We start from the raw sequence: 21,951 nt of genomic DNA on the forward strand, positions 1-21,951 counted from the left end.
ACTGACCATACATTAAGTAAATCAAATCACTCTCAAAACAACAAAGCTCAGCTTAAAGAAATGGCAACAACCTACGCATAAACATATGATAATTTAATGATTATGGATGGTTTAACTGTTGCCAAGCATCACCCAAAACTTCAGTAGCCAACTGTCTTGCTAAGGGGGCATAAGGCATTAATTCTTGAGCTAAATAAGATTCCTGCCACGTTGCTGTCTGTACTAAGACTGGAGATAACACACTCAGTAAAACTAAGACCACCAATAAATTTTTAGCCACACCAGCAATGGCACCAGCCATTTTATCCAATATTCCAAGCTTTAAGCTATTAATTGCGCTACTAGCAATAAATCCGATGAGGTGAATCATCACCATAACAACCAAAACGACGACTAAAAAACCCAATGCTGTTTGTAATACAGGCGAATCCACAATAGATGACATTTGTGGTGCAACATCATCTGCCAAACGCGTCGCTGCTACAAGTGCAATGAACCAGCCAACCAGCCCAATCATGGTTTTAATAAACCCAAGCTGAAAGCCTCTCCATAATCCTATTAATGCCAATAGAGCGATTATCAAATCAAAAATACTCATCAGATTTCCTCGCTCATCTTGCTATCTATTCTTTGTATGTAAACTGTATGAATCATAAATCAATAGTTTATACAGTCAAGGCTCTTACAGTTCCTACTACAGCTCTTCTTGTAGCTGATAATAATCACCAATTGCATCAACACAATGACGTACTAAACTAGGTCCACTATAAACTAGTCCAGAATATAGCTGAACCAACGTCGCTCCTGCTTTGATTTTTCTAACAGCACCATCCGCCTTATCAATCCCACCAACACCAATTAACGCCACCTGATCACCCAATCTTTCAGCAAACTGAGCTAAAATTTGAGTACTACTATGGATAATCGGACGACCTGATAACCCTCCTGTCTCATTACCATAAGGAAGATCTTCCACACCAATCCGACTTAATGTCGTATTCGTTGCAATCAAGCCATCAATCTCAAAATCTAATAACTGCTGAGCAATAAAGTCAACTTGTGCCTCTTCTAAGTCAGGGGCAACTTTTAACACCAAAGGTACATAAAATCCGTAGCTGGTCGCTAATTGCTGATGTTTATTAACAATGGTATCTAACAGTTGTGTTAAGGCTGTACCACTTTGTAGATCACGTAGATTCTTTGTGTTTGGAGAGGAAATGTTGATGGTAATATAGGAGGCATGTGGATAAACACGTTCAAGGCAATAAACATAATCATCGGCAGCATTTTCTACAGGGGTCACAGCATTTTTACCGATATTAATGCCTATATTACCTTGATACTGGCAATTTTGAATATTATGAATGAGATGATCAACGCCTAAGTTATTAAATCCCATGCGATTAATGATGGCATTTGCTTGCTTAATGCGAAACATTCTAGGCTTTTCATTACCATGTTGTGGTTTTGGTGTTACTGTTCCTACTTCAATAAAGCCAAAACCTAACTCTGCTAATGCGTCGATATAGTCACCATTTTTATCCAAACCGGCAGCTAATCCAACAGGATTAGAAAACTGAAGCCCCATACATTCCACAGGCAATACAGGCTGATCATATAACAGCCCCAAACTACGAGCTTTATGAGCTTTATCTAGTATAGACAGCGTTATCTCATGCGCACGTTCAGGGTCAAGGCTAAATAAAAAGGGACGTAATAGAGCATAAGCCATAACAAAGTACAAACCTTTTTTAAATACAACATAAAAAATAACAGCAACAACACATCTTTCAGATTATAACAGTTCTACCCTATAGAAAAAACTCTCTGATAAGAGTCTACTGAACATAGGTAGATTATTTATCAATGAGATATGAACAAGTTCCTTAATATTACGTCAGGTAAACTTAGCCAATGGTTAACCAATAGATAGTGTTCTAGAGAACAGGACGACCATCATTTAAAGCAATCCAACCTTTAACAATACGATATAAATACCAAATACAACTAAAGATAATTAACAATACCCCAGAAACACCAAATATCATTGAACCATACACACCTTCCACACTATCTGCAAAAACACTGACGCCCAACGTACCTACCCCAACCACAAAAGCAGTAATAGCAAAACAACTCATAATAAAGCTGTACCAAAAAGTTTTAATTTGCCAATCAAAATGGCTTGCTAACCAACTATAGCGTGCTTCTTTACGGCGGGCATAATTCATAATAATAGGAACAATGATTAACAACCCTGCAGAAAAAAAGCTCAAAATATACAGCAGATAAGTCAAATGATTATAAAAAACCAGCCGTCTCTCTTCTTCTTGACTGAGTGTAACTGGAGTTCTTGATTGCAGTGATGACATCGCATTTTGAGAGAAGGTTGACTGTGTGGAAGACGACTGCTTTATATTATCATAAGCCATATAAAAACCACTCATTACAAATGACAGGGAGTTTATATACAGTATAACTTCATATAGTATTGATATATGTAGATATTTACGTATAAATATATTAACGCGTAACAGTAACTTGTACCTGTATACTTTTATCTACAGGATTTTGTTGCATATTTAACCGTGAAAGTGATAAACCTTTTTTAACTAACGCATCTAGTGCATTGCTAATAACAGCTTGATTATTATGAATAAAGCTTAGTTGTACACCATCACCCACTGCCAATACCTGAGGGTTATTAATCCCTGCCTGAGAAAGTTGCTGCTTCACTTCAACATCAAGAGTCTGTCCAGCTTCTAAACTAGCCTCACTATTAATGTTACCTGCCTGCCCACGCAACCAGAAATAATCACTCACTGCTGCTTGATAGGAAGCCTGCTGTGTATTTGCTTGCCGATTAAGTTCGTAACCACCATAGCCACCCACAACCAATAATAAAAAGATAGCTAAAAACATTAAAGCCAGTTGATCACGAGAAGGAAGTGCTTGCCAACGTTGTTGCAATTGATTGCCATATTGTTGCCATGCACTGGATGTTTTAGCTACACCTGTTTTTATACCATTCTCATCTTGGGATGCCAAAGAAGACTTTTTCTTCTTTATAAATGATAAGGGTGATGAGGGCTTTTTTATCATAAAATTAGATCACTTATCAGCATACTGGTCACAAATTACTATATGAAACTTTTAAAATGTATAACTCTATCCATAGTGGGTTGGGTACTAGGGTCTGTTAAATATTGACCTTGGTAGAATAAGTTTAAAATGTTTACTTATTATAAATACCAAACTTAACACAATAGATACTTAACGGCCACTAAGATATACCAGAGTTTTTAGTTGTATCCACAACACCTAAAGGTAGCATCAACTCACCAATCACACCATCCTCTCCTTGAGCCTGCGGTGTGACACTACCTAAATTCGCATTAATGCCTTGCTCTGCCAATGTAGTCACTAAGGCATCTAATGCTTCTCGCCGTTGACTTAACAAAGTTAGACGAATTGCTCCATCATCCCATGATAAATTCTGCGCAGACATACCCGACTGTTTAATTAAAGGAGCAATACGACTTAACACACCTAACTGCGATGTATCTGTCGTTTGTGCTGGCAGTAGTCTTGGCTCGACTTGAGCTATCAATGTAGTGCGTGAATTTAGAGGCTCATTATTGAACCAGTAAGCATACTGTTCTGCTGTCTTCTCTTGAGTAGACACAGTTGCTTGTTGATATTGGTACCACTGGAAAGCATCAGCACTCATTTGCAATACCCCTGCAAATAAAGCCACAAAAACTGTTGCTTTAAGATAAGGAGATAGTATTTGTTGGCGTTGCTTTTCTACCATATTCAGTGCATGTCGCTCTGGATACTCCAATGGTACAGGAGATTCTGTGCTAATATGAATCAGAGCATTGCTCTGATTCAATATCGTTGCAAGCTCCACAGAAGATTGTACGACAGGCTGATTCTCTGGTGCAGACTGTTCTTCTGTTGTTACCATTGTTGTGGAAACCATTTGTAACTGTTGCACACTACTAATCAGTTGTTGATTATCTGCAGGAGTAATTAAGGTTAGCTCATCTAATGCTGGTAACTCATTTAACTGAGAAGATAATAATGGCAAATAGCTGACTGCCATACCACAAGCTACAGACGTACGCAGCAGCGTTGTGTCATCGTCATGATAAATAACTACTTGACTGCCTTCTCTAACCTCAGGAATTGGTAATAAAATAAAATCTGGAAGAATTGCCTGTACAGTAACATCTGCTAAAGTCGCACTTTGTTGCCACTGCTCTATTTGAGAACTTGCCAGTGCATATAAATAGTGCTGGCTAGGTGTTGATAATATCTTAACGTGTAGCTGCTCTACAGCTGACAAGGAAATATCTTCAAACAAATACTGTTGACCAGATGTACCCAACTGTTTTAACTGTGCAACGCTTAACTCAGACTCCACACTTAACACTGACTGAGTCGGAATATATAAGCAAACAACCTTATCTGATATATTATTATCATTATAAAACGACCGTAATGCCTGCCAGTCACTGAGCCACTGCCACGTTTTTTGCGCCGCCACCCAGACTCGCAAGCTTCCATTTTTATTAGGCTGCGTGGCTAGCCAAATATGTTGCACTGATGTGATTCCTTAGCTAAAAATGATAAGAGTATGATAATAATAAAATATCGTTAATGGTAGCAAAAGAGTAAATATCTAAACAGCTGTATAATAAAATCTTACGAAGCTAATAAATATTAAGAAAGCACTTATTATGGTTGTGTTGGTACAAAACGATCAATCTCTTGCCCCATATCTGCTGCCAGTATTTCCATTTCAAATACACGTGCTTCTGCCAGTGCATAAGACTCAGCATGAGTGGCTGTTACTAATGCTGCCATTTTTGCAACAATAGGCATATGACACACAACCAATACACATTCTGCAGAGACATCACCCAAATGTCGCAATGCACTCATAGCATTATCTGCTGGCGTGATATCGGCATAAGTTTGTATCTCAACCTCTGGTGCTAGCTGTGTAAACTTAGCCAAAGTCTGTTGCGCCCTATCATATGGACTAACAATAAATAAGTCAGGCTGATATTTCTGCATAATATATTGGGCCGTTTGTTGTGCCTGTTGTTGTCCAAACGCTGTTAACTGTCTTGTCTTATCATTCTGCTGATAATCTTCAGCCTGCCCATGACGTACTAAAATTAACTTCATAGAACCCCCTTTAGTAGCTATCCACCTTAACTTATCATCTATTATTGCTGCTCTTGATTGATGGTTTGATTATTGGTACTTGTTGTTGCCAGTATTTGTGCATTTAATGAGGCATTACTTTGCTCATGTGGCATCACAAACTCAACATCACTACGGAATCCTGCTTCCATTAAGTTTAATGCTACTCCCAATGCCACTTGGTCTTCAAAGATGACTGCATGTAGCGCATGGGTAATGGGCATATAAATACCCTCTTGACTTGCTTTTTCATGCACTTGCTGGATGGTGTTGATACCTTCGGCTGTTTGTCCCAGCTTTTTAATAGCAGACTCTAAGCTAATCCCACGCCCAAGCATATTACCAATACGATAGTTACGACTTAGCTCCGAGCTACAGGTAGCATATAAATCACCCACACCTGATAGCCCCAAAAATGTCAATGGGTTTGCACCCGATGCCATACCAAAACGGCTCATCTCTGCTAAGGCTCTTGTCAACAACATCGCTTTTGTATTTTCACCCACATCATATGCAGCAGCCATCCCCATCGCAATGGCATAAATATTCTTTAATGCACCACCCAGCTCAACACCACGAACATCATCACTGGCAAAAATACGGAAAAAAGCACTATGTAATGCAGCTTGCACAGCATGACGAAGTGGCTCAGACTCACTGGCAATCACTGAGGCCGATGGCATGTTTTCCATAATCTCTTTAGCTAGATTAGGACCTGACATCACACCAAAATTTACTTCAGGAAGTTCCTCAGTGATAATATCACTCATTAATGCAAACGTATCTTTTTCAATACCTTTAGTTAATGAAATGACGGATTGCCCTGTTAATAAAGGTGCTATTTGTTGTAGTATCTCTCGAAAAGCAGAGCTGGGTACAGCAACAAATATAATATCTTTATCTTTAATAGCCTCTGCTAAATCATGAGTAAACTTCAATCTGTCATCTAACACATGGTCTGGTAGGTATTTTTTATTCACACGTGTTTTTTGTAGGGCTTTTACTGTACGCTTTTTACGTACCCAAAGTGTCGACTGACATCCATTTTTAGCAGCCAAGTTTGCCATTGCTGTCCCAAAGCTACCCCCACCCAAAAAGGCCAAACGTAACGGCGTATGTACTGGCTTTTTGCTATTATCTTTAGCAGTTTGTGATGAGATGGTAGACTGATTATTATTTGTACCGTCTTTGCTATTGCTATCTTTTTGTTTATTAGCTTTACTCAAAATAGATGCTTTTTCAAGAATGGCAGAAAGCAGATTACTTGAGGATTTCTCTTTATCGCTATGATTTGCCATATATTTTTATCCTTATTCCATCAACAATATATTCTTTTCCAAACAGATCCTACTCATCCTACTATTCTTCAAAACGCAGCAATTCATCTGTATCTATGGGATCACGTTTTGGAAAATCGCATGGACTACTGCCAGTATAAACAAAAGCAACAATATAATCATCTTCATTGACATTAAAATAAGCCTTAACTGCTGGCTCATTTGCTAATAATCCAGTACGCCAAACAGTACTAAACCCCTGTGCCTTTAATGCTAAAATTAAATTTTGTACCGCTGCACCTGCACTGAGTAACTGCTCAAACTCTGGTACTTTTTCATGCGCCTGCATCTTGGTTGTCACTGTAATAATCATTGGCGCACGCAAAGGCAGGTTATAGGTTTTTTGACGAACTTGATCACTCAAAGTTGTTCCGTCTTCTAGTGCTTTATCTTCTGCTGCTGCCAATAACGCCTTACCCAAACGATGACGCGCATTACCTTCAGTCACGATAAATCGCCAAGGTTGCAGCTTTTTATGGTCGGGTGCTGTCATCGCACAGGCAATGGCCGCTCTTACCTGTTTATGAGTGGGGGCAGGAATGTTTAAATTACCAATACTACGCCGTGACTTTATCCAGTTAATTAACTGCTCATCAGTGACTTTAACATTTTGTTGACCTGTCAATGTATGTTCTAGCTCAGCATCATGTGTCATACGATACCTCTACGTTTTCATGAATTTATTTTTATGGATTTATTTCTATTGCATCATATTGGTTGTAAAGTAAAAATGATTTAAGCACCTTCATCAAGGCGATGCTCTAAGGTTAAATACTCTTCTGACTGCATTTCTAGCAGCCGAGAGCGTGTCCGTTCAATTTCAAATGCCAATTTTTCACCTTGATAAAGCTCAATAATTGGCTGCTCAGCACGAACCAATAACTTGACTCGGCGATCATAAAACTCATCAACCAAATAAATAAACCGTCTGGTTGGGTCTCTAATATCATCATTTAAAAAGGGAACGTGGTCTACCAATACTGTACTAAAACGATTGGCTATTTCAATAAAATCTGATGCTGACCGAGGCTCCATACATAACTGTCTAAAGTCACAAAATAACGTCGTTTCTGTACGTGCATTAATCGTAATTTGTCTGCCATTAACTTCTATTGGCTCTTTTTGGATTTTTTGACTATTTGCCAGCTCTGCAAAACGATTTGCCAACCAGTGATGATTCTCTTTAGTTAATGGTGACTTATACAACTCCGCCTGTTGCAATACACGCAAGCGATAATCAATACCCGCATCAATATTCATCACCTGTGTATGCTCTTTTACCTCTTTAATCGCAGGTAAAAAACGGTCTCGATGCAACCCATCTTTATATAGTCCATCTGGTGCAATATTTGATGTAGCAATCAAGGTAATACCTCGCTCAAAGAGCATGGTAAATAAATCACCCAAAATCATCGCATCAGAGACATTTGATACGAAAAACTCATCAAAACAAATAACGGTCGCTTCTTTATGGATAATATCGGCAACTTTTTGTAATGGATCTGCTTGTCCTTGTAGCCCATTTAGCTCATGGTGTACTCGTTTCATAAAATGATGAAAGTGCATACGTAGTTTACGAGGTGTAGTCAAGGACTCAAAAAACATATCCATCATCCATGTTTTACCACGACCAACACCACCCCACATATACAGACCCTTTGGTGGCTTGGGATCTGACTTTAAAAAACTAAAAAACCCTTTTTTCTCTTCGGCATTCTCTTGTAACGTATGGTAAACCTGATCCAAATAGCTCATTGCCGCAAACTGCTGTTCATCACGTGTAAACTCACCTGAGCTGATGGCTTGTTCATATCGTTGTAACGGAGATAAATTCATACCTTTAGTCCAAAGTTGTTTTAAAGTCTTTTGGTTAATTAAATGTGCTTTCTTAATTGTCCAAACCTTTTTTATCAGACACTATCGTATTATCAGTGAATGTTTCATAGGCTTCATGCAATCATTATTAGTGCTATTAACACCTGTAATATTAACGTTTTCGATTAATAAAACACTCTGTTAATATTTGCTTTAATTCACCAAGTCGTCCATGAAAAAAATGCCCTGCTCCCTCTACAATATGATAGTCAATCTGCATACGCTGTGCAAAACTAAGCATACTGTCCGGCTGGATAACCTCGTCAGCATCACCAAATATTTGCAATGTTTTTTGTGTGGGTAAGCTTAAATCACTCACATTATTACGCTCAACTGAAGGTGCAATTAGTGCAACTTGCTCTATTGCCACATCACCCAAACCCCAGACATGAGGGGTTAACATCATCTGTTCAGCAACCCGAGCAGTTACATAGCCTCCAAAAGAAAAACCACCTAGCCAAACGCGCTGTGCCTGAGTTTGTGACATTGCCCATTGCAATACAGTCATGGCATCAGCCACCTCACCAACACCATAGTCATGTTCACCTGTCGACTTACCAACACCGCGAAAATTAAAACGAACCACATGCATACCATTATCACGAGCAAAACGATACATCGTGGTCACGACTTTATTACTCATTGTGCCTTGAAACAAAGGGTTGGGATGACACAGCAATGCCAATGTTGTTGTCTGGCTATCTTGTGGGTCATTGTTTTGCCATAAAGTATCAACTTCAAGCTGTCCGACAGGTCCATCTATACAAAATGTTTTACTCATAATCTATTTACTGTTTATTACCATCAAAATCTGCTTTGAAAATATTTATTACCTCAGACATCAGTATCTGAATAACTCTGGCATTATTATGCGTGCTATCTGGCACATTACAAGTATTTTGTTGTTTCCATACTTATTCACCATTAACCAAAATGCTCCATATATAAGCACCATTCTGTAGCATTATTTATGTTTATGATTGCTCAATAAAATCTAAGCAATAATAAATAGGGTAAACAATAAAACAACAATCCCACCCATAACCTTGCATAAAAATGCAATGGATATGTTACAGTGATGAAATAATACACACAATAAGAAGCTAGAAGATAATTAAGAACTCTCTATAATATTGTTTAAGCATTTATAAAATGCACTTTGCATCATATAAAATCTCATTTATATAAATACTAACTTTGAGGAGAACACACTATGTTACCACAACCTAAGCATCTCATGGCAGCATGTGCAGTTATTGCTATGTTTTCTTTAAGTGCTTGTCAAAGTACACCTACAGCACCTGTTATGCAACGTGCAGACCGTACTTTTGAAACCACAGGCCTAGGCAAAACCAAAGTACAAGCACAGCAAAATGCTTTAGATAGTGCTAAAAAACAATGTGGCATGCGTCAGCCCATCATCTTAACCAATGATGTCAAATATAATGGCGTACTAGACGAGCGTACAGGTAGAATGGTCGACCAAGTGGGTGCTGTTGTTGGTGCAGTTCTTGGTACAAGCTCACCCAATCTATCTCGTGATGATGATTTTGAATATAACATCACTTTCCGTTGTCAGTAACCCATAAAAAAACATCCATAAAAAGACTTTAACTCTATAGGGTCTGTTAAACTTTCATACTGTTTAACCTGACGATAGTAAATTTAGTATAGTTGCTTAATAGACCCTAAACTTACCTTTAGACTCTTTCTTATCCTTAACTTATATCGCACCCATGATAATATGAATATATGAGCAAACTGGACTTATCTCGACTCGACATGCTAAGCCAGACATCTACACCAGCAGACACTGCTCCCAGCTTGTCTACTATGAAGCTAGATGAAGATGAGCAGGTATCATTAGAGGGTACAGTGTTACGGCTAAGTGATTATTTGCAAGCGACAGAAATGGTGATTAAAGAGACCTTTTCTCATCATGTCTGGGTCAAAGCTGAAATACGCAACCTTTCTAGCAAAGGTGGACACTATTACTTTGAGTTAGCAGAAAAAGAAGATACTGGAAAAGTCATCGCCAGTTGTCGAGGTAATCTATGGCGTTTTAAAGCCAGCTCAATTTTAGCAAAGTTCGAACGTATGACAGGTATGCCACTTAGCCGTGACCTGATGGTATTACTAAAAGTAAACGCTACCTTTCATCCACAATATGGCTTTTCACTAAACATTCATGACATTGACCCAACCTACACACTAGGTGACTTGGCACGTCAATACAATGCCATGCTTGAATGTCTAGCAGGCGAAGGATTATTAACCCTTAACAAATCTTTAGCAGCACCTTTTGATATTGAGCATGTTATTGTTATCGCCCCTGAAAAAGCTGCTGGATTGGGTGATTTTCAAGCTGATGCCAATCGTTTGTCGCAGACAGGCGCATGTCATTTCCATTATCATCATGCAACATTCCAAGGCAATCATGCCCCAACTGAGATTCGCCAAGCCATCAGCAATAGTATGCAAGATTTTTATCATACCTATCAGCGCCAACCCGACCTAATGGTCATCATTCGTGGTGGTGGTGCTGTTGGTGACCTTGCTTATCTCAATGATTACGAATTGGCTGCCCTTATTGCTGAACAGCCCATACCGGTTTGGGTAGGTATTGGGCATGAAAGAGACAGAGTCATACTAGATGAAGTTGCTCATACCAGCTTTGACACACCTTCAAAAGTCATCGCTGCCATTCAGTCTCATCTCTTGCTATTAATACAACAAACACAAAGATATGCTCAGCAAATACAAAATCTTAGCCATAAAAAATTGCAACAAAGTCAGCAACAGTGTGAGCAACGCTTTTTTACCATCAAAGCTCAAAGTCAACATACCTTAGCCCTCTGGTACAAAGATAGCCAGTACACCATGCACCAAATTACCCAGTATGCCCAGTTTCACCTACAACAAGCCCAGCAGTTATCTCAGCAATATATTTATCTAACTCAAGAGAATGCTACTAACCAAATACGCACTGCCAAACAGGCTATCACCCAGCAATACACTACCCTTTATCAAGACAGTTATAGACTAATTAGCAATACAAAAACTCAGTTAAGTCATTACCAACAGCTTATCTTAGTCCAGCACCCTAATAGAGTACTAAAACAAGGCTATGCTCTAATCAAAGATGCCAAAACACAGCAAACAATTCCCCATAGCCATCAGCTCTATCCGCAACAAAACATCCAAATACAAATGCAAGATGGGCAAGTCACTGCGACTATCCATAGTACATATACTGATAAAAAATGACGAATATTGAGTGATAAGACATCTACCCTAAATCCTAACACTTTAATAAGCGAGGAATACCTATGGCAACCCGAAAAAAAGCCCCACCAAAAACATTTAAAGATGCCTATGAAATACTAAAGACCAATGCCACCGCACTACAGGCACAAACTGAGCCCGATATTGACAACTTAATGACAACTGTCGAGCAATCCATAGCTGCCTATAAAGTCTGTCAATCACGTATCGAAGCGGTACAGCAAGCACTTGATAATGCCTTTGCTGATGACAGCCTCAATGTAGATGAAACCATTGATAAAAAAGCAGTAGAAAAGTAACAATATAAATAAACAAAAATAAAAAGGCTTCTTATATTAAGAAGCCTTTTACACTTTAAGTTTTAACCGTTTAAGTTTTAGCCGTTGTATTACTTATCATAACTCCAGAGAAACTTACAACACATTAGTAAATAGTACAAAGCTAATTGACGCAATCGTAGCAGCTGCAGGTAATGTAATAACCCATGCCAACGCAATTGGTTTCATTAACGCCCAGTTCGCATTATTATTAACCAAACCAATCCCCAACACGGCACCCACTAAAATATGAGTACTTGATACAGGTAGTCCCATAAAAGAAGCTGCCATTACTACCCCAGCAGCAGATAGCTCAGCGGCAAAACCAGAAGCTGGGTGCATTTCTGCCAGATTTTTACCCACTGTTTGGATAACATTTTTACCAATAAACCATAGACCAACAATCAGAGCCACACCAAAAGTTACCATCGCAATCATTGGAACGGCCGCTTGAGCTTGCACAGATTGAGTACGCAGCACATCCATAATGGCAGCAAATGGACCAATGGCATTGGCAATATCATTTGAACCATGACTAAAGGCAAAGCCTGATGCGGTAAATACCTGCATCCAACTAAACATAATAAAAGTTGCTCTATCTAAACTCTGATCACTTTTTAAAGTTTTAGCATAGATAAAGGTTGCCATCCAAATCACAGCACCAACCATACCCATGATTAAAAAATTGGTCAAAGCAGACCAGCCTAAGTTTAGGTTTTTTAAACCTTTGAACAACAGCATGGCTGAGATAATCATACCACCTAGAGCGGCAACCAAAGGTACCCACATTTGCAATGCTTTAAATGCTTGTAACTCATACTTTTGTTGCTCAATGGCATACAATTTTTTGTAATACGGTGTTTCTAGCTCATCGGCAGTAATAGAATCTTCAGAATAAAGCTGTGCATCTCGTGCTAATGACCCTGTATAAGACAGCTTTTGAATATCACTAAGATGTTCAAAAGCCTTTTTATCTTCCTCTCGAGCCAAGCGCTTCTCTTTATTAAGTTTAACAATACGTTGTTGCGCCGAGTCGTTATAGCTTAAAATATACTTCTTAATCTGATAAAACAGGGCATAAGAAACCACCCCTCCTAAGACTGGTGATAAAACCCAAGAAACAGCAATATCACCAATTTTATCCCATTTTACTAAAGATAGCGCCGTATCACCGCCACCAATGATAAAGCCTAATGTCACTGATGAACCAACAATACCACCAATAATAGAATGTGTCGTCGAAACTGGCCAACCTTTTTTGGTTGCAAATAATAGCCACAGTGCCGCAGCGACTAAAGACGACATCATAATAAATACAAACTGCATCGGCTCAATATGCATTGAGCTCAAGTCAACGATACCTTTACGAATGGTATCTGTTACTTCACCACCAGCAATAACAGCACCCGATACTTCAAATATCGCCGCCACTGCCAACGCTTGTGGAATGGTTAACGTTCCTGCACCAACTGATGTACCAAACGAGTTGGCAACATCATTACCACCAATATTGAACGCCATAAAGACGCCAAATAACGTGGCTAATATAAAGATAAAAATATGATTACCATTGGTATAGTCTATACCCCACCACATAAAATAAGTGGTTATTAAAATCAATAATAATGCAAAAGCAACATTGACCTTAAATGATCCTACTTGTTCTATCTGATGTGGCATACCTGCTTGCCCGTTTTGCCCTGCTTGCATAGCCTATCCTTCATTTGTAGGAGACATAGGAGATGTCATAATGTGAAGTTTGAGGTGTGACTTATATTGGATATTACACATTGATTTTTGAATCTTGAAATTTGGATGTTTATTTTATGTTGTATTAGGGGCTATTAAATATTTATTACCCCTTGTAAATATTAGTTTAATGGGATAAGTATTTAACATACTCTAGACTTCAATAATGACAAATCCCAATACCATAATAAACACTGTTGCGATTGTACTTCCCATATATGACAATTTTATGACAATCTCTATTAACCTGCCAGCTTTATGCCAAATTTGAATTTAAAATAGCAACCCACATTATAAAAATCCAACATAGTAAAAAACCATCACAACGCATTTGCTGTGATGGTCTTTTATTTAATGCTATTTAGACATTAACGACTAGATACAGTCATTGTATCATTTATCACTTTACTCTTTTACCAAGTCAACCAATGCACCATAACCAGACTGAGGCATTAAGTTAACAGGGATAAACTGTAATGCACCACCATTAATACAATAACGCAAACCGCCTCTATCTCTAGGACCATCAGGAAAAACATGTCCTAGATGTGAGTCAGCCACACGGGAACGTACTTCTGTACGCACCATATTAAAGGTTGTATCATTATGCTCAGTAATGACTTGTGGTGCAATTGGCTTGGTAAAGCTGGGCCAACCACAGCCTGAATCATATTTATCAGTCGATAAGAATAACGGCTCACCACTGACCACATCAACATAAATACCCGGTGCAAATAAATGGTCATACTCATGACTAAATGCCCGCTCAGTACCTGCATTTTGAGTAATATGATACTGCTCTTTTGTCAGGGTATTTTGTAACGCATTTTTATCAAAATTTGCATAGCGACTGGGTGCTAATGCTTGCTCAACCGTTGTTGCTGGTGTCAATGCTACCTTTTGTTGTCCAGAAATAGCTGGCTTATCATCAGCAAGACTTAAATCAATATGGCAATAACCATTAGGATTTTTTGCCAGATAATCTTGATGATATTCTTCTGCCAAATAGAAATTATCTAACGGCTTATCTTCAATCGCAATTGGTGCTGAGAACTTATGTTGCAATTGCTGAAGTGCATTTTCAACAATAGGCTTATCTTCTTCTGATGTGTAATAAATACCTGTACGATACTGTATACCACGGTCATTGCCTTGCTTATTCACGCTGGTAGGGTCAATAACTTGGAAGTAATAACCCAACAAGGTTGGTAAGTCAATCTTGTCAGCATCATAGGTGACTTTTACAGTCTCAGCATGTCCAGAGCCTCGAATCACTTGTTCATAGCTAGGGTTTGGTTTATTTGGATTACCATTAGCATAGCCAGACACAGCATCTACCACACCATCAACTCGCTCCATATAGGCTTCTAGCCCCCAAAAACAGCCCCCCGCCAGATAGATAGTACGAGTATTAATAGGCTTGCCTTGGGCATTATAATACACCCCATTTTCTTGCTTAGGTGATTGAATATTATTTTGGGTTGTGGCTTCTGGTGCAGACTTACTATTTTTAAGCTCAGCAAAGTCATTATCAGCATTATTTGCTAACGCATAAGCTTGTTGAGAGGTCAGATTACCTTTGATTAAGCGTACCAGATTGCCTCTTTTATCCAAAATTGCCCAGCTTGGATAGACTTGAACCCCTAGTTGTTGAATAATTGCACCTGAATCATCAATTAATACAGGCAGTTGAGGATAATCTGCTTGCACGCCAGCATACCATTCAACAAATGCATCCTTATCTTTTTCATTTAACTGCCCCGGACTGGCAACAGTAATAACATTTAATCCAGAAAATTTAGGGTCTGTTCGCCATGCCTCTGTCTCTTCTAAAGTCCCGAGACATAAAGGACACCAACTTGCCCAAAATTTTACTAAAGTTGGCTTATCTGTATCGATAACTGCCTGACCAGTTTCACCCAGCCCTTGTGTTAATTGTGGTAGGCTTTGCAGTTGAGTGACAATATCTGATGGCAACATATCACGGCTGTTTGTAATACCTGCATTTTTGACAGACTCATGACCACTCCCACTTGCGCCACTTTCAGCATTGCTCATTTGACCACATGCAAGCAAAACAGTCGCACTCAGTACACTAGTAAAACCGAACACGCTGAAGTTTTTGATACGACGCTTAAGTCTTTGCTTATCAGATGTTTGGTTTACTAATCCATTGACATCCGTCTTTTTCGACTTATTAAAGGGCAAATAATCCATAAAACAATTTTCCTAATTTAGTTTACAATCAGCCAAACCACCAGCATACTTTTATTAATACATACTTTTATTAGCAAAATATCAACACAAAGTAGCATCAAATATTTATAAATCAATATTAGAATATCGGGTGAATGATGTAATCAGGTTTTAACAAACTAACGATATTAGCTCTGTAATCATATACCTTAATGGTAATTTTTATCCCTCTTAGTTTATGAGTACATCTGCTAAAACGTTATACATATCCTCTTCACATAGTACGCCTTTATCATAAGCAAGCAATTCACTTTTTTTAATGATTGCGTTTAATTTAATTGTGAACTTATGTTATCCTTTTAGGGACAGCAAGATATTAATCAGTTCATTATCCCTTGTAAATATTAGCCTGACAGGGTGAAAACTCAACAGAGCCTATCCATCCTAAGTATTTGCATTCATAAATTCAGCAATATAATCATTAACAGGATTATTTTTTAACTCCATTGCTGTTCCTGTCTGTACCAACCTTCCTTGATTTAAAATACTAATCCGTTGTCCCACTTTGATTGCCTCATCAATATCATGAGTAATAAAAACGATGGTTTTCTTTAGTTTACTTTGTAACTCTAAAAGCTGGTCTTGCAATTGATTGCGAATCAGTGGGTCGAGAGCTGAAAACGCCTCATCCATTAGCATAATTGGCGTATCCACTGCCAAAGCACGTGCCAGCCCCACACGTTGTTGCATACCACCTGATAGCTCATCAGGATAACTATCCTCCAGTCCATCTAAACCAACTTCATTGAGCCAATGTCTTGCAATCTCATGTCGTTGTGACTTTTTCACACCCCGCACACGTAGACCATAAGCAACATTTTGCACCACTGTCATATGAGGTACCAAACCAAAATGCTGAAATACCATGCTGACAGTACTCTGACGGAACTTTTGTAATGCTTTGTCATTTAAAGTCAAAATGTTAATCGCCGTACCATCTGGATTCAGTGGGCTATCTATCCATATCTCACCAGTTGTTGGGTCAATTAAACGGTTAATATGACGCACCAAAGTAGACTTACCTGAGCCTGATAGCCCCATAATGCAATGTAGCTCACCTGAATCAATGGTCAGGTTAATATCATAAAGCCCAACCGAATAGCCTGTCTGCTCTTTGACCTGTATGCTATCTGCACCCTGCGCCATCATTGCTAATATTTTATTGGCAGTCGCAGGTCTTGCATCATAGACTTTACTAATATTACTCAAGCGAATTTGACTCATAGAGGCTCTCTTAAAATACAAATCAACGTTGATAGTTTTTTACTGTTTTATTCCGCTCACGCCTTCCTTTTCCAAAGGCTTGAGTAATACGGTCAATAATAATTGCCATAATCACAATCGCAACACCAGCCTGTAGCCCCTGTCCGATATTTAGCGTTTGGATAGACTGTAACACATCCTCACCCAGCCCTGGCGCACCAATCATAGATGCCAATACCACCATTGCCAGTGACATCATCACTGCTTGATTTACTCCAGCCATAATACTGGGTAGCGCCTGTGGCAACTTAATCCAAATCAATAACTGCTTATGATTACTACCAAAGGAACGCCCTGCTTCTATCATTTCATGATTTACCTGAGTAATACCCAGCATGGTTAGGCGAATTAATGGGGGCAAAGCATATATTACTGTGGCAAATAAGGCGGGCACTTTACCAATCCCAAATAGCATCAATACGGGTATTAGATATACAAAGCTTGGCATGGTCTGCATCACATCCAATACTGGTGTGATGATACGTTGCAACAGCTTACTACTCGCCATAGCAATACCAATGGGAACCCCTATCACCACTGTCACCAAAACAGATACTATCAGTAATGCCAATGTGTCAATAAGAGCCAACCATAAGCCAAATGCACCAACCAAAAACATACCTAATGCACATAACAGTACAAACCAAATACGACGAGTGGCAAACCATGCCAATACTGACACTGCTAAGATAATCAACCATGCTGGAATCCATTCCAATAATGACTGTATTGGTAGTAGCCAATAAGTCAACGTCCACTGACTGACTGCTCGAAAAAATGTGCCGTAATCTTGAACAATATGGGCAAGTGTTTGATTTAATGAGCGCTCAAACGACCATGAAGGAAACCAGTTTAATGCAGAAAGGATAGGATTTTTTGCTGTTTGATTTGGATTGTTCAGCGTATTTTTGCTTAGGCTATTTGTATTTTGAGCTAAATTATCTTGAGAGTCAGATAACGACAATCCCAAAGCGGTTGCCATATTTTTTTGGGCTTGCTCACTGACCCATGCTCGCCAAACTTCAGGATTTTGTTGTAAAAACAAACGCGCTTGCTCTGTACCACTGCGCTGGTTTTCACTCATCTCTAAAATGGCTTGATTTAGCTCATCGGCAGAAAACTGCACCTTTTGGAAAGCATCTACAATGTCTGTATGCTCATGGGCAAAAGGGGTCGATACTGCGATGCCCAACTGTGACACAGCAAAACCTGACACACAGTCTGTCTCACTATTTGCATCTAGTAATTCATCCCAGCATGCCCCATCAAACTCAGGAAATGCAATCGGTGCAAAGTCATACTTCGCCACCAATCCTGCTGGTTGCCAATAGTAGAATAATAGTGGCTTATGTTGCTCAAAAGCAGAAGCAATCTCAGCATCTAGCGCCGCTCCTGTTCCGGGATGAACATTATTATAAAGTGTCGATAGCCCTGTATTTTTTAATAAATGGGTATTAAAAACCTCACATGTCCAGCCAGTTGGACAGTTTAATAATCGTGCTTTTTTTGGGTCTTCTGGGTCAATAAATAAGTCTGTAAATTGTGCCAAATCCTGATAGGTCTTTAACTGTGGATTATCTTCTATCACATACCTAGGTACATACCAGCCTTGCGTTGCCCCGCCTTTGAGCGTATCACCAACAATCTCAACCTGACCTGCATCAATCGCTGTCTGCATAATGGGAGAACGTCCCATCCACTGCTCAGCAATGACTTGAATATCATCTTGCACCAGAGCAGACTCTAGGGCAGGACCTGCACCGGGTACTTCCTCCACCTCACAGCCATAGCCATCTTCAACGATATATTTTAATATCCCTGTCATAAACTGCCCGCTCTCCCACGTCAGCGAGCCGAACTTAATGGGTGCATCACAGCCAGCGAATGCCGAAGGTGAAACAAACAACATCAAGGCAAATAAAAAAGAGAACAGACGAAACTGGCGCACAATAAGCCCCACTTATATAATCACTTAGTAATAATGTGTTGTAGATTCTAACGGTTCTGCCCGTAGATTGCGACCAAAGTGCTATTTAATTAACCAATCTATGCCTTTTTTAAACAGCTTACCATAAGGGGGTAAGAGCAGATTCATAGCATTTAAACGTGACTGCACAAATACAGGCTTCATATGACTAAAGCGCTCAAACCCCGTCTGCCCATGATAAGCACCGATACCAGAATCACCAACACCACCAAAAGGTAACTCATGCTGTGCCACATGCAAAATCACCTCATTTACTGCCACACCACCAGATACTGTATAGTCCATCACATAGCGCAAATTATCCTCATCTGAACCAAACAGATATAGTGCCAATGGACGTGGACGTTGATTAATAAAATGCACTACTTCACTGATACTGTCATAGTGAATCAATGGTAAAATTGGTGCAAAAATTTCCTCTTGCATCAGTGTACTATCGAGCGCTGGCTCTGTCACAATCACAGGTGGGAATAACCGACTTTTTGAATGGGCATCAACCTCTGTTAATGGATACACTTTATCTGTATCCAATGCTTCTAAATAACCCTGAACACGGTTAAACTGCTCATCACTAATCAGATGTGTATAGTCTTCATTATGAGCAAGATTTGGATAATGCTTTTGCATCCACTGTTTCGCCAATGTAATAAACTGTTGATGATACTGGCGAGGTAATAAAACATAATCTGGTGCAATACAAGTCTGTCCAGCATTGAGTGTCTTACCCATCATAACTCGATTAACCACTGTCTCAATATCAGCATCATCTAATACCACCACAGGTGACTTACCACCGAGTTCTAAAGTCACAGGGGTCAAGTTTGGTGCCGCCGCTGCCATCACCTTTTTACCCACCTCGGTTGAACCTGTATAAAGCAAATGATCAAATGGCAACTCACTAAATGCCTTTGCTACCTCCACTTCTCCAAGTACAACAGACACCACATCCGCCGAGAAGTACGATGCCACAGCCTCAGCAAAACACTGCGCAAAGTTTGGTGCAGTCTCACTCATCTTTATCATAATCCGATTGCCCGCAGTAAGCGCATCAATCATTGGTGCAACCGCTAAATACAGTGGATAGTTCCACGGTACAATAATACCAACCACCCCTAAAGGCTGAGGGTGAATCTCATTATGAGCAGGTAAATATAGTGCAGAAATCCCTACCCGCCGTGTTTTCATCCAGCTTTGCCCATGTTTTTTGGCATAAGCAATGGCCTGAAAACTCGGAAATAACTCTGCAAAATTGGTCTCATCAACACTACGATGATTAAAATCTTGACTAATTGCTTGTGCAAACTGACTTTGACACTCTTTTAGCATCTGCTCAAGTGCTTCAAGATGTGACAACCGCTGAGTCCATGTCAAAATTGGCGTTTGTCGACTCAGCTTAGACATGGCTTGGAATTGCGCCTGTAACTGCTCCTGATTTGTAATAATAGCTTTTACCTGAAACTGGCTACCATAAAGACTTTCTGACATGGTCATATCCTACCTCTATTCATATTTTTCCCTAAACGATATTTCATTACAAAGCGTGATTTATCAAAACACACTCAAGCCCCGTTTAAAGTCACTTTAAGACAATAAATAGCACTTAACTTCATATAAAAATCACGCTAAAATAACCAAACACTGATGGTTTGTCCTATACATTAGCAGTTTTATTCTTACTTTACTATTTTTATTATCTAGCTAACAAAACCACATCATCATATATAAATCGTATCTAACACAGTCTATTTATCCATCATATATAGATGCCAATTTCATTTAAATCAAATACTTACACTCATTGTCTTATTAGTGAATATCACCATGTCAACTAATACCAATCTAACCTACAAATATCTACACCAAGCCGACTACCAAGAAACCTATGAAGCAATGTTTGACTACACCCTGAAACGAATAGAGCATAAAAAATCTGGACTGACTCCCTTAGCAGATGCATTATGGATTGTAGAGCATAATGATGTCTATACATTAGGACAAGCTGGTAAAGAATCGCACATACTACAACGTACCAACACACCCATTATAAAAACAGACCGTGGCGGGCAAGTTACCTGGCATGGCAAAGGACAACTGGTCGTGTATTGGCTATTTGACCTAAACGCACTGGGTTGGAGTGTGCGCAATCTTGTCTCTCATGCTGAGCAAGCAATTGAAGATGTGGTCAACCACTATGTCATGCCTCATGGCTATGTCGCCCGTGCGCGAAAAGATGCACCGGGTGTTTACCTCTACCCACAACACAGCTTGCCAGAAGAAAGTGCCAATAGCACCCAATCCATGATTGGTAAAATTGCCTCATTAGGCTTTAAAATCAAACATGGGATGAGCTATCATGGTATCGCCCTGAATGTCGACTGTGACCTGAGCGCCTTTCACTTCATCAACCCCTGTGGCTATGCAGGTATGACCATGTGCCGTCTGGCAGACTTTGTAGCATTAAAAAGTGCTGATGATATACAAGGTGTTACTGAACGTTTAATTGACAATATCACACAACGCCACCAAGGGAATATTGCTCTGCGCTAATGGCTATCTTAATCTTACATTTACAGCTCCGTGTACGTGTAGTAAAGCAAAATTTATAGCCAACCACTCTCCTAATCGCACAATGGACAATCTTTATCCTGATTATGACTTTAGCCTA

General features: G+C 39.3%; 19 protein-coding genes. 4 read left to right on the forward strand and 15 right to left on the reverse strand.

Features of this window, described 5'->3' with window-relative positions:
- Positions 1–100 precede the first annotated feature (100 nt).
- The 10 genes from FHK88_RS04650 to FHK88_RS04695 all read right to left on the reverse strand — a co-directional run bounded on the left by FHK88_RS04650 (position 101) and on the right by FHK88_RS04695 (position 9,210).
- Entirely contained in the window at positions 101–598 is a 498-nt protein-coding gene (locus FHK88_RS04650; RefSeq protein WP_227429592.1) for a CvpA family protein, read from the reverse strand.
- 96 nt (positions 599–694) lie between these two features.
- Positions 695–1,732, reverse strand: a complete 1,038-nt coding sequence (locus tag FHK88_RS04655) for a quinone-dependent dihydroorotate dehydrogenase (RefSeq protein ID WP_227429593.1) — start codon at positions 1,730–1,732, stop codon at positions 695–697.
- Between the two features lie 205 nt (positions 1,733–1,937).
- Positions 1,938–2,432: a DUF4870 family protein gene (locus FHK88_RS04660; RefSeq protein WP_227429594.1), complete on the reverse strand. Its 495-nt coding sequence runs from the start codon at positions 2,430–2,432 to the stop codon at positions 1,938–1,940.
- Positions 2,433–2,523: 91 nt separating this feature from the next.
- Complete coding sequence (gspM, locus tag FHK88_RS04665) at positions 2,524–3,102, reverse strand: type II secretion system protein GspM (RefSeq protein WP_227429595.1); 579 nt, start codon at positions 3,100–3,102, stop codon at positions 2,524–2,526.
- A gap of 181 nt (positions 3,103–3,283) precedes the next feature.
- Positions 3,284–4,609, reverse strand: coding sequence for a type II secretion system protein GspL (locus tag FHK88_RS04670; RefSeq protein WP_227429596.1), 1,326 nt, complete (start codon positions 4,607–4,609; stop codon positions 3,284–3,286).
- 134 nt (positions 4,610–4,743) lie between these two features.
- Positions 4,744–5,199 (reverse strand): phosphohistidine phosphatase SixA, encoded by a 456-nt coding sequence (sixA, locus tag FHK88_RS04675; RefSeq protein ID WP_227429597.1) that lies wholly within the window; start codon positions 5,197–5,199, stop codon positions 4,744–4,746.
- A gap of 41 nt (positions 5,200–5,240) precedes the next feature.
- Complete coding sequence (locus tag FHK88_RS04680) at positions 5,241–6,515, reverse strand: NAD(P)H-dependent glycerol-3-phosphate dehydrogenase (protein WP_227429598.1); 1,275 nt, start codon at positions 6,513–6,515, stop codon at positions 5,241–5,243.
- 61 nt (positions 6,516–6,576) lie between these two features.
- Positions 6,577–7,209, reverse strand: a complete 633-nt coding sequence (locus FHK88_RS04685) for a nitroreductase (protein ID WP_227429599.1) — start codon at positions 7,207–7,209, stop codon at positions 6,577–6,579.
- An 80-nt stretch (positions 7,210–7,289) separates the two neighbouring features.
- Positions 7,290–8,390, reverse strand: a complete 1,101-nt coding sequence (zapE, locus tag FHK88_RS04690; protein ID WP_227429600.1) for a cell division protein ZapE — start codon at positions 8,388–8,390, stop codon at positions 7,290–7,292.
- A 151-nt stretch (positions 8,391–8,541) separates the two neighbouring features.
- Positions 8,542–9,210: an alpha/beta hydrolase gene (locus tag FHK88_RS04695; RefSeq protein WP_227429601.1), complete on the reverse strand. Its 669-nt coding sequence runs from the start codon at positions 9,208–9,210 to the stop codon at positions 8,542–8,544.
- 432 nt (positions 9,211–9,642) lie between these two features.
- On the opposite strand from FHK88_RS04695, the gene FHK88_RS04700 reads away from it, so the two are divergent.
- The 3 genes from FHK88_RS04700 (at position 9,643) to xseB (ending at position 12,013) form a co-directional block, all read left to right on the forward strand.
- Positions 9,643–10,011 carry a hypothetical protein gene (locus FHK88_RS04700; RefSeq protein WP_227429602.1) on the forward strand — a complete coding sequence of 123 codons (369 nt, stop codon included), beginning with the start codon at positions 9,643–9,645 and terminating at the stop codon, positions 10,009–10,011.
- A 170-nt stretch (positions 10,012–10,181) separates the two neighbouring features.
- Entirely contained in the window at positions 10,182–11,696 is a 1,515-nt protein-coding gene (gene xseA / locus FHK88_RS04705) for an exodeoxyribonuclease VII large subunit (RefSeq protein WP_227429603.1), read from the forward strand.
- Between the two features lie 62 nt (positions 11,697–11,758).
- Entirely contained in the window at positions 11,759–12,013 is a 255-nt protein-coding gene (xseB, locus tag FHK88_RS04710; protein ID WP_227429604.1) for an exodeoxyribonuclease VII small subunit, read from the forward strand.
- A 114-nt stretch (positions 12,014–12,127) separates the two neighbouring features.
- Here the strand turns inward: xseB and FHK88_RS04715 are convergent, their stop codons facing one another.
- From FHK88_RS04715 to FHK88_RS04735, 5 genes are all read right to left on the reverse strand, one after another.
- Positions 12,128–13,741, reverse strand: coding sequence for an inorganic phosphate transporter (locus tag FHK88_RS04715; protein WP_413680435.1), 1,614 nt, complete (start codon positions 13,739–13,741; stop codon positions 12,128–12,130).
- Between the two features lie 444 nt (positions 13,742–14,185).
- Positions 14,186–15,997 carry a bifunctional peptide-methionine (S)-S-oxide reductase MsrA/peptide-methionine (R)-S-oxide reductase MsrB gene (gene msrAB, locus FHK88_RS04720; RefSeq protein ID WP_227429605.1) on the reverse strand — a complete coding sequence of 604 codons (1,812 nt, stop codon included), beginning with the start codon at positions 15,995–15,997 and terminating at the stop codon, positions 14,186–14,188.
- A gap of 423 nt (positions 15,998–16,420) precedes the next feature.
- Complete coding sequence (locus FHK88_RS04725) at positions 16,421–17,260, reverse strand: ATP-binding cassette domain-containing protein (protein ID WP_227429606.1); 840 nt, start codon at positions 17,258–17,260, stop codon at positions 16,421–16,423.
- A 22-nt stretch (positions 17,261–17,282) separates the two neighbouring features.
- On the reverse strand, positions 17,283–19,259 hold the full coding sequence (locus FHK88_RS04730) for a glycine betaine ABC transporter substrate-binding protein (protein WP_319800151.1): 1,977 nt from the start codon (positions 19,257–19,259) through the stop codon (positions 17,283–17,285).
- Positions 19,260–19,328: 69 nt separating this feature from the next.
- Positions 19,329–20,771, reverse strand: a complete 1,443-nt coding sequence (locus tag FHK88_RS04735; protein ID WP_227429607.1) for a coniferyl aldehyde dehydrogenase — start codon at positions 20,769–20,771, stop codon at positions 19,329–19,331.
- Between the two features lie 336 nt (positions 20,772–21,107).
- On the opposite strand from FHK88_RS04735, the gene lipB reads away from it, so the two are divergent.
- The gene (gene lipB, locus FHK88_RS04740; protein ID WP_227429608.1) at positions 21,108–21,833 is read left to right on the forward strand and encodes a lipoyl(octanoyl) transferase LipB; all 726 of its coding nucleotides are present in this window, start codon (positions 21,108–21,110) and stop codon (positions 21,831–21,833) included.
- Positions 21,834–21,951: the final 118 nt, after the last annotated feature.

Origin of the sequence: Psychrobacter sp. I-STPA6b (assembly GCF_020662265.1) — a bacterium.
Lineage (GTDB): Bacteria > Pseudomonadota > Gammaproteobacteria > Pseudomonadales > Moraxellaceae > Psychrobacter.